Source organism: Streptomyces noursei ATCC 11455, from assembly GCF_001704275.1.
Classification (GTDB): Bacteria; Actinomycetota; Actinomycetes; order Streptomycetales; family Streptomycetaceae; genus Streptomyces; species Streptomyces noursei.
Genome location: NZ_CP011533.1, coordinates 463,737 through 472,759, shown reverse-complemented (window position 1 = coordinate 472,759; position 9,023 = coordinate 463,737). Strand labels below are relative to the sequence as shown.

Here is a 9,023-nt window from a genome sequence, read left to right as displayed (position 1 = left end):
TGTGTACGACGTCCGATGATCAGCAGCCCGGCCCGTGAGCAGGCATCCAGCAGCGCGGGCCAGCAGCTTCCTCGTCGACCTGCTCGGCCTTCACCGGAATTTCCGGATGCAGCTCCTTGGCCGCGGCCTCGGCCCGGCGGAGAACTTCGGTTCCGTAGCGGCGTAGTTCGGCGTCCTCCGCCACTGAGGAGACCGGCCTGGGCTGGGAGGTCCAGGCATGCAGGAGGTGCAGCGGCAGGTTGCGGACGGCCGCCTCCTCGGCGCCCCAGCGCACGGCCGGCTCACTGTTGCCGGTGCCGTCGAGTCCGACGAGGACCGCGTCGCCCATCTCACGCCTCCTTCGGAGTGACGGTGCCCGGCGGTGCGTTTCCCGACGAGCAGTGGAGGTGCCGGATGCGGGTGTCCGGGCCGGGGAAGAAGAGCGAGACCTGATCGGTGTCCGACCAGCGGACGTCGTAGGGCGGGGTCCCGTCCTCGTGGTGCAGTCCGACGACCTCGCCGTCCCGCCGTGGGGTTCCTGTGGTCGGCGACGAGACCACGAGTTGATCGCCTATGTGTGCCTTCACCGCCCTCACCTCACTTGTGCACCGGTGCCCAGTGCCGAACCTGCCACAGCCGGAGCCAGGCGGGTTATGGGGCGAGGTGCCTGGCCAAAGGGTCGTTCGGCCCATGGTGCGGGGGCCGACCGGAACTGTCCCTCGGAAGCGCCATGCGCTTCACTGAAAGTGACAAGGAGGACGGGCAGACGCGGAGAAGCGGAGCGAGACCGCGCACCGCGCAATCAGGGCCTGCGAGAAGTGGGCGGTCCTCCTTGATCGCGAACGCCGGCTCGCCAGTGCGGGCCGGCACGTTCATGGTCCGTCCGCCGGCGGGCCCGCGGCTCCGGTGCCCTGGTCCTCCGGCGGCTGCCTCCTTCGGGCGGCCGGTGATGAGGAGGACCGCCATGGCCACCACGCCCCTGCTCCAGCGGCTCCCGTCCGAGGGGCGGGACCGCCTGCTGGCCTTCGCCCACGAGGTGACGTTCCCTGAAGGTGCCCACATCTTCGAGGAAGGCGGGGCGGCCGACCATTTCTGGATCATCCGCACCGGTTCGGTGAACCTGGAAGTACGGCTGGCCGGCCGGCGGCCGGCGGTTGTCGACCTGCTCGGTCCCGGGGACCTGCTGGGCTGGTCGTGGCTGGTGCCGCCGTACCGCTGGCGGATGGGTGCGGAGGCGTTCACCCTCGTGCGGGCCCATGAGTTCGACGCGAGCGGGGTGCGCGCGCTCTGCGAGGCGGACCCGGTCCTGGGACTGGCGGTGACCCGGCAGGTCCTCGACGTCGTCGCCCGCCGGCTGCTGGCCACCCGGCACCGGCTGATCGACCTGAGTGGCGCGGGCGCGAGCCTTCGACCCACACCGCCTTGAACGACCCGCGGTGCCTGTTCCCGTCAGCCGGGCACGCGGCCTCGGTGCGCCACCCGGGACGGGCCGAACACTTCCCGCTCGATCTGCTGGCGCACCTGGTTCGTCAGCCGGGCGAGCAGTTTCGACACGGCCGGCCGTACCGGCACCGGCGACCTGATCTCCCTGGCCGCGGCCGGAAGTTGCGCCACTTCCGCGGCGAGCCGTCGCCTGGCGTCCTCCGGCGGCGCAGCGAGAAGTCCACCACCGCATGTCCCCGGGCGGCGAGGACACACCGGACGCACTTGGAGGCCACCAGGGTCTGGTGGCTGAGGTGGTTCAGCACGCTCGTCTCGACGAGCTGCGCCTGCGGCAGGGGCGCCGTGACCTCCAACAACGGCTCCCCGGCCGTTCCTTCCACGCCTTTTGCTGTCGGTACGCCGGCATGGCCGCCACGGGGCGGGCGTCCGTGTGCGCGTACCGGGGCTGGCTTCCAGCGCATCAGCTCGGACGACTCGGGGGCAGGACCGGACGGTTCCCGTCCTGCGGGCCGGGCGGCCGTTCCGCAGTCGTCCGAGGCTGCTCCCCGGGGCGTCGGTGGGCGGAAACCGTGGGCCCTTCGGCTGCCGGCGGGGACGATCGGCCCACATCTGCGACCACGTTCCCGCGCGACAGTGGGTTCGACGCCGGTGAGGAGGCCAGTCATGCGGGTTCGAGACGTGATGCGGACGCCGGTGGTCTCAGTCGCGCCCGAAGCCACGCTGGGGGAGACTGCGCGGTTGATGCAGCAGCGCACCGTCGGGTGTGTGGCGGTGGTGTCCGGGGAGACGGTCCTCGGCATGGTCACCGACCGGGACCTGGCCGTGCGTGGACTGGGCGCGGCGCGGAGCGCGACCGCGCCGGTCAGTGAGGTGATGACGGTGCCGGTCCATGCCGTCGGTGCGGGTGACGACGTCGATGCCGCGTACCGCACCATGCGTCGTTCGGCGGTCCGCCGGCTTCCGGTCCTGGACAAGGGCCGGCTCGTGGGCGTGGTGGCGTTGGACGACCTGCTGATGGACGTCTCTCGGAGGCTCTCCGAACTGCTCGGCGCGGTCTCGTGGTGCGTCCTCGCCGAACCACCGGACGGACCGATGCCGCGGGCCGGTTGACGCGCTGAAGCTTCGTTCGGCGCAGTATCACGCGGTGTGGCCGGTCCGGTTCACGCGTTGGTGCTGTGTTCGGCTTCTCCGGTCGGCGGGACCGGAGCCCGCCTGGGTGCGGTAGGCGATCACGTCGTCGACGACGGTGTAGTTGACGGGGAAGACCGCGGGGGTGTCGTTGGGGGTGACGGCCACCCTGCCGATGCCGTGGGTGGAGAGCAGCGCGGCGGCCCAGGGCCGCGACCTCCTCTTGGGTCAGCACCAGCTGCCGACGACGCAGTGCGACGCGCCGCCCCAGGTCACCGCGGCGCCGTCCCTGCTCACCGGATCGGCTGCTCGGTCGGTCGTCATCGCGCACGCTTCCTTCCTACAGGCGACTCCAGCCACGTCCCTACGGAGCGGGTCACTCGTGCGGCACGATCGCCACGGGGCATGGTGCGTGGTGGACGGCCGCGTGGACGACGTGGCCGATGCGCGGGACCCCGGGGCCCAGGTGTCGACGGCCGACGATGAGCAGTTGCGTGCCCGCCGCGCCGTGCAGGAGGGCGGGTGCTGGACTCTCCATGACCACCTGCTCCTCGACGCGTACGTCCCGGAACTTCTCCCGCCACGGGCGCAGCGCCTGGGACAGTTCTTCACGCGCGAAGAATTCAGCCTGTTCCGCGGCGGCTCGCTCCGCGGCACCGCCCTGGTCGTAGGCGAATGGGGGCAGGTTCCTGCCGTGCACGGCCCGGAGCGGGACGGCCCGCCGGGCGGCGGTTTCGAAGGCGAAGGCCAAGAGGTTTTCGCATGCCGCGTGCAGGCTGACACCGACCGCGACGCCGCTGCCCTCCTCGGTCGCCGGGCGGTCGTGCCTGGCCCGCACCAGGACGATGGGGATGGTGACCCGCGGCACCAGTTCCAGGCCGGTTCCGCCCAGTGTGAAGCGGGCGGCGGGGCCCAGCCCTCGCGATCCCAGGGCCAGCAGGTCTGTCTGTTCGGCGGCCTCGACCAGGGCCTTCAACGGCGGCTCGCGCACCAGGCGCACCTCGAGGGCCACGCCCGGCTCCGTCGACTCGACCGTGGCCCTGGCTTCCTCGATGATCCGGTCCGGCCAGTGTGGCATCTCCGGTGCCCAGGGGGGCCGCGGCTTCGCCGTGAGCGGTTGCCAGGCGGTCAGCAGTCGTAGTCGGGACTGCCGCAGCCGGGCCTCGTGTGCCGCCCACTGTGCCGCTGCCAGGGCCTGGGGCGTACCGTCCACACCGACGGTGACGACGTCCTTCATGACAGCGACCGGCCTTCGCCCGCTCGCCCTTCGACCGTCACGACGGAACGGCCGGACCGGTCGGCGGTGGCCGGTGCTTGCTTGACGTCCTCGGAGACCGACACCACGCCGTCGACGCTCGCGCACATCCGGACCAGGACGGGGATGAGCAGCGGATCCACCACCGTGCCGTGCAGGGCGACCTGCCCTCGATTGACCTCGGCGGTCACCCCCGACGCACCAAGGCGTGCCGTGCGCCCGATGACTTCCCGGGCGATCTCCTCCCGGATCGCCTCGTCCTTCCGCAGGAAGACGCGCAGCAGGTCGCTGCGGCTGACGATGCCCAGCAGGACATCGGTCTCGTCGACCACGGGGAGCCGCTTGAGGTGCTGCACCTCCATCAGGCGCGCCGCCTCCACCACCGTCCAGTCCGGATGGGCGCACACTGCCGGAGCGGACATCAGCTCTCCGGCGGTGCGTCCCTCCGCGCGGGCCTTCTCCCACGCCTCCAGGTGAGGTAGTGGGGTCCGGCCGGAGAGGTCGGATCGGTCGGCGGCCTTGCGCAGCAGGTCGGCCTCCGAGACGACGCCGGCCGGTCTGCCGAGGCTGTCGAGCACCGGTACGGCGCTCACCGCGTGGTCGGTGAGCGTCTGCGCGATCTCCTTGAAGGGGGTGTCGAGCCGCACGCTTACGACTTTCCGGGTCATTAGCTCACTTATCGTGCGGTGCTCCATCTCCGGCTCCTTCCGGCCCGGCGGCCGGCGGCGCGGCCGCACCTCCAGCGTGGCTGGGCCGCCGGTCGCACCGAAATGAGCCACTCGGCCCTGTTGCGCGGCCGGCCGTCCCCGCCGGGCCGACCGGTCACTCGATGCGCGGAGCGGGACGAGGGAGAGGGGAGAGACGGTCCCGACCGAGGAGGACAGCCGGGCCTTCGGCCGCACCTCAGGATCGATGCCCGGGTGCGGGACACTCCGCGCCGCCTCACCCACCGGCCGGCTGTACCGGGACGATCACGACGGTGCACGGTGCCTGGTGGAGCATCGCGTGGTTGACCGGCCCAAGTTGCGGGCCGAGCGGATTCGCTCGCCGACGAGCCCCCAGTACCAGTAGCTCCGCGCCTTTCGTCGCCGCGAGGAGCGCCGGATGAGCGCGGCCGGCGACGACGACGCGGCGTACCGGTACGTCGGGGTGGCCCGCGACGGACCGTGCCAGCGCCGCGTCCAGCCAGTCCTCGACTTCCTGCCCTCGCTGGGCCGGGCCTGCTGCGGACCGGCTGACGCGGACGGTGGCGTGTACGACGGTGACCCCGTAGCCGTGCAGTGCCGCTTCCGCGAACGCGAAGTCGGCCGCCGCCGGATTCCGGTGCGGTGCCGCGAGCCCGAGCACGGCCCACTGCCCTCCCACCCGGCCGGTGTCGCGTCCGGTCCGCACCACTGCCACCGGGCAGTGGGCCTGTGCCGCGACGGTCAAGCTCACCGATCCCAACACCACGCCGGACAGGCCGTGCCCCTGACTGCCGACCACGACCATGGCGGCATGGTCGCTCGCGTCGACCAGCGCGTGGACCGGGTCCTCTTCCCGGACCGCGCCGGACACCGTCACCTCCGGCCGTCGCTGCCGGACCCGCTCCTCCGCGCCGGCTACCACTTGCCTGGCCGCGGCGTCCCGCCGTGCTTGCGGATTCCGGGCGGTGGGCATCGCGGAGGTTGCGTAGGACTCCCACAGCGACGCGTGCAGAAGACGCAGCGGACAACCGCGCAGGGCCGCTTCGTCGGCGGCCCAGTCCACCGCGCGCAAGGCGTCGTCGGAGCCGTCGGTGCCGACGACCAGCGGCGTACTCATACAGACCCCGCGTGCACGCGTGAACTTCCCGCAGCGAGTTCGCGCGGCCGCTCGTATCCCCTCATCGGCACGTGGATGCACACGGCCGCCGGGAAGAGCGGCACCGCGCTGACGGGCAGGGGTGAGGGGCGGACGCCGGACCTCGGAAGCGCCTCGTCGGGCATCAGGTGGTGTCTTTCTCGGGCTGCGGTACGGCGATGACGGGACACTGTGCGTAATGGAGCAGGCCCTGGCTGACCGAGCCCAGCAGCATGCCGGTGAAGCCGCCGCGCCCGCGGGTTCCCACCACCAGGCACAGGGCGTGGGCGGATGCCTTGGCGAGCGCTTCCACCGGGTGTCCGAGGACGACCTCGTGGTGCAGTTCCACCTCGGGGTAGGTCGCGGTACGGCCTGCCACGGTCTCGGACAGCAGACTGCGGTATTCGCCTTCCACGGTGTCCTCGTCCCGCACACGGAACCGCTCCGGGCTCCGTACGTACACAGCTCGCAGGACGGCGCCGTGCAGGGCGGCCTGCTGGAAGGCGATGTCCACGGCGGCCGCGGAGTGCGCGCTGCCGTCGACCCCGACGACGACGTACGGCGGGTCCTGGGTGACGTGTTCCGCTTCGGGCACCACGACGACCGGGCAGGAGACGTGTGCCATGACGGGCAGCGCGACGGAAGCCGGATTGAAGACCTCCTGCACCCGGCCCAGGTGGCGGGAACCCAACACCACCTCGGCGGCATCACGGGCCTGCTCCCGAAGGACCCACGCCGGTCTGCCCTCGGCCAGCAGAGCCGAGATCCGCACCTGTGGTTGCCGGTTCTCCACGAACGCCACCGCGTCCTCGAGCACGCGCTCGCCGGCTTCGTGCAGAGACTGGTTCCACTCCTCCCACGAAGGCCGTACCTCCGTCTTCCGGTAGCCACCGGTGGGTACTCCCTCGGCATGGACCACGCACAGTGGCATCCGGCGGCGCGCCGCCTGGTCCGCCGCCCAGGCCAGTGCTGTCCGCTGGGAAGGATCCGGATCCACGCCGACCACGATCGACCGGCGTCCTTCCACTGAGGTCATCGCCCTCTCCCTACCACGCCCGTTGGCAGCTCCTCTTCCAGAATGGCGCCCTCGACGGCGAGTGGCACGACAGACAGCCATGGGAGAGGGATGTCGAGGTGAGCCGGACCTGGTCCCGGGCCTTCGACTGGTGACCGTCCCGCACTCGGCGCGACACTGGGGGAGAGACGCCTTGCCACCTGACCGCCCGCCGGCGGGCGAGGCGGCCGGCGAGGTCGACTTTCCGGACGTGGAGGGATGGATGGCCATGACCATCGCACGAGACATCATGCACGCCGGTGGCACCTGTGTGCGGGAAGACGAGACGTTGGAGAGCGCCGCGCGCCGGATGAGCGAACTGAATATCGGTTCCCTGCCGATCTGTGGTCCGGACGACCGGTTGCACGGGATCATCACCGATCGGGACATCGTCGTGAAGTGCCTTGCCAAGGGCAAGGATCCCAAGGTCATGACCGCGGGTCAGCTTGCGCAGGGGAAGCCTGTCACCATCGATGCCGAGGCCGACGCCGAACAGGTCCTCCGGGCCATGGAAGGGCACCGGATCCGCAGGCTTCCCGTCATCTCCGAGCACCGTCTGGTGGGGATGATCAGCGAAGCGGATCTCGCCCGTCATCTCTCGGAGAAGCAGGTCGGTCGCTTCGTCGAGATGGTCTGCACGCCTTCCTGACGGGCCATCAATTCCTCGGCATCGTGCCCGTTCACATCGTGCCCGTTCACTCCGCTCGGGCCAGGAGAAACCCGGTGCTGTCCGCGAGTGTGGTGAGATGCGGAGCGTCCTCGTCGTCGATCCGGACGCCGGTGCGCCTGGTGAGGATCTCGATGAAGCTCAGGAAGTCGAGCGAGTCCATTCCCAGCGCGTCCCGGAACGTCTCGTCGGGGCCCAGGGTGTTGAGGTCGGCCTCCGGCACGACATCGGCCAGCGCCCCCTTCACGATGTCTTCTGCTTCGTCGCGCTTCATAGCTCCTCCGGCCTCTGCAGGAGTCGGTCGACGGTGGCGAGATAACGGGCCCCGACTGCGCCGTCGGTCGCCCGGTGGTCGGCCGAGAGGCTGGCCGTGACCACCGGCCGTACGCCGAGCAGGCCGTCGACCGCCCACGGTCTTTCGACCACCCGGCCGAAACCCACCAAGGCCACCTGCGGTGGGTAGATGACACCCAGCACCGCCTCCACCCCTTGATCGCCGAGGTTGGTGACGGTGAGGGTGGGATCCGCCACTTCGGAACCGCGCAGTCGGCCGTTTCGGGCGCGGGCGACCAGGTCCTTCAACTCGGCCATCAGCTGGGGGAGTTCAAGTGCGTCAGCGTGCCGCAGAACGGGGGCGACGAGCCCACCGCCGCGCAGGGAGACGGCCACGCCGAGGCGTACCTCCTCGCCGGCGGCGAAGCGGCCATCGAGCCAATGGCCGTTCAACTCGGGTACTTCCCGGGCCGCCCGCGCCGCGGCCTTGAGCAACAGGGCCGCCGGAAGCAGCCGTTCGCCCACGGGGCAGTGGTGGTTGTGCTCGTGCATCCAGTCCAACGCGGTGGCCATGTCGATGCTCGTGGACAGGTAGTAGTGCGGGATTTCCCGGTTGGCGCGGCTCATCAGGCCAGCGATGGCCTCCCGCATCCCCTCCTCCCGCCGAACCGCCGAGGCGCGGGCCGGCACCCTGGCGCCGGACTGCGGAGTGGTCGGAGTCGTCGGGCCGGGAGCCGCCGCGCGGACGTCCGAAGCACGGAGGGTGCCGTCCGGGCCGGTGCCCGTCAGCCCGCGGAGATCGACGCCCAGTTCGCGGGCGAGCCTGCGCGCGTACGGGGTGACCCGAGCCGGGGACCGCGCTGCCGCAGCGGCCCGCCCGACATCGGCACGGGTGACACGCCCGCCACGACCGGTCCCGTGGACCGTGTCCAGATCGACGCCCGCCCGCTCGGCGAGATGCCGGACGAGCGGCCCTTCGTCGTCGTGGCCGCGATGCTTGATGGCGTGGTCGGCGGGCGGGGCGGTCGCCGCCGGCGCCAGTGGGGGTGTCGGTTTCCGCCGCGGGGGCTTCCGCGCCGTCGACCGTGCCCCCTCCGCCGCCGGTGGGCGGGGGGATCGCGCGGGCTTTGCGGGCGCTGCCGGCTTTGTGGGCGTGCCGGCCTCCGCCGTCGGCTCGATCCGCGCGAGCGGCGTGCCCACCGGCACCGTCGTGCCCGGGGTCACGAGCAGCTGCCCGATCGTGCCCGTCTCGAAGCACTCCACCTCGATCGTGGACTTCGCGGTCTCGACGACTGCGACCGGATCCCCTTTGCGCACGGGGTCACCGGCGTGCACGAGCCACTCCTGCAGCGTGCCCTGATCCATGTCGGCGCCCAGCGAGGGCATCGTGAACTCGGCCATCG

10 protein-coding genes and 3 pseudogenes are annotated in these 9,023 nt (G+C 71.5%); 3 read left to right on the top strand and 10 right to left on the bottom strand.

The window, feature by feature from the left end; all coding sequences use genetic code 11:
- Nucleotides 1-19: 19 nt before the first annotated feature.
- Nucleotides 20-328 (bottom strand): universal stress protein, encoded by a 309-nt coding sequence (locus SNOUR_RS02035; protein WP_067343311.1) that lies wholly within the window; start codon nt 326-328, stop codon nt 20-22.
- Nucleotides 329-344: 16 nt separating this feature from the next.
- Nucleotides 345-566 (bottom strand): annotated as a pseudogene (locus SNOUR_RS02030) (DUF1918 domain-containing protein); the annotation flags it as partial.
- 377 nt (nt 567-943) lie between these two features.
- Between SNOUR_RS02030 and SNOUR_RS02025 the strand changes: the two are divergent.
- Nucleotides 944-1,405, top strand: a complete 462-nt coding sequence (locus SNOUR_RS02025; RefSeq protein ID WP_067343307.1) for a cyclic nucleotide-binding domain-containing protein — start codon at nt 944-946, stop codon at nt 1,403-1,405.
- 199 nt (nt 1,406-1,604) lie between these two features.
- Here the strand turns inward: SNOUR_RS02025 and SNOUR_RS47840 are convergent.
- Nucleotides 1,605-1,790, bottom strand: a pseudogene (locus tag SNOUR_RS47840) (nicotinate phosphoribosyltransferase); the annotation flags it as partial.
- A 295-nt stretch (nt 1,791-2,085) separates the two neighbouring features.
- On the opposite strand from SNOUR_RS47840, the gene SNOUR_RS02020 reads away from it, so the two are divergent.
- A complete protein-coding gene (locus SNOUR_RS02020; RefSeq protein ID WP_067343305.1) occupies nt 2,086-2,532 on the top strand; it encodes a CBS domain-containing protein in 447 nt (148 codons plus the stop codon).
- An 84-nt stretch (nt 2,533-2,616) separates the two neighbouring features.
- Here SNOUR_RS02020 and SNOUR_RS42350 read toward each other — a convergent pair.
- From SNOUR_RS42350 to SNOUR_RS02000, 5 genes and pseudogenes are all read right to left on the bottom strand, one after another.
- Nucleotides 2,617-2,748: pseudogene (locus tag SNOUR_RS42350) on the bottom strand (pyridoxamine 5'-phosphate oxidase family protein); the annotation flags it as partial.
- Between the two features lie 178 nt (nt 2,749-2,926).
- On the bottom strand, nt 2,927-3,787 hold the full coding sequence (locus SNOUR_RS02015) for a universal stress protein (RefSeq protein WP_067343304.1): 861 nt from the start codon (nt 3,785-3,787) through the stop codon (nt 2,927-2,929).
- Nucleotides 3,784-4,500, bottom strand: a complete 717-nt coding sequence (locus SNOUR_RS02010; RefSeq protein ID WP_067343302.1) for a CBS domain-containing protein — start codon at nt 4,498-4,500, stop codon at nt 3,784-3,786. Before SNOUR_RS02010 ends, SNOUR_RS02015 begins: the two co-directional genes overlap by 4 nt.
- 247 nt (nt 4,501-4,747) lie before the next feature.
- The gene (locus tag SNOUR_RS02005) at nt 4,748-5,608 is read right to left on the bottom strand and encodes a universal stress protein (RefSeq protein ID WP_067343300.1); all 861 of its coding nucleotides are present in this window, start codon (nt 5,606-5,608) and stop codon (nt 4,748-4,750) included.
- 163 nt (nt 5,609-5,771) lie between these two features.
- A complete protein-coding gene (locus tag SNOUR_RS02000; RefSeq protein ID WP_067343298.1) occupies nt 5,772-6,662 on the bottom strand; it encodes a universal stress protein in 891 nt (296 codons plus the stop codon).
- A gap of 247 nt (nt 6,663-6,909) precedes the next feature.
- On the opposite strand from SNOUR_RS02000, the gene SNOUR_RS01995 reads away from it, so the two are divergent.
- On the top strand, nt 6,910-7,329 hold the full coding sequence (locus tag SNOUR_RS01995; RefSeq protein WP_067357560.1) for a CBS domain-containing protein: 420 nt from the start codon (nt 6,910-6,912) through the stop codon (nt 7,327-7,329).
- Between the two features lie 46 nt (nt 7,330-7,375).
- On the opposite strand, the gene SNOUR_RS01990 is transcribed toward SNOUR_RS01995, so the two are convergent.
- Together SNOUR_RS01990 and SNOUR_RS01985 are read right to left on the bottom strand one after the other, a co-directional pair.
- Nucleotides 7,376-7,621 (bottom strand): acyl carrier protein, encoded by a 246-nt coding sequence (locus SNOUR_RS01990; protein WP_067343297.1) that lies wholly within the window; start codon nt 7,619-7,621, stop codon nt 7,376-7,378.
- Nucleotides 7,618-9,021, bottom strand: coding sequence for a dihydrolipoamide acetyltransferase family protein (locus tag SNOUR_RS01985; protein ID WP_067343294.1), 1,404 nt, complete (start codon nt 9,019-9,021; stop codon nt 7,618-7,620). Before SNOUR_RS01985 ends, SNOUR_RS01990 begins: the two co-directional genes overlap by 4 nt.
- Nucleotides 9,022-9,023 lie beyond the last annotated feature (2 nt).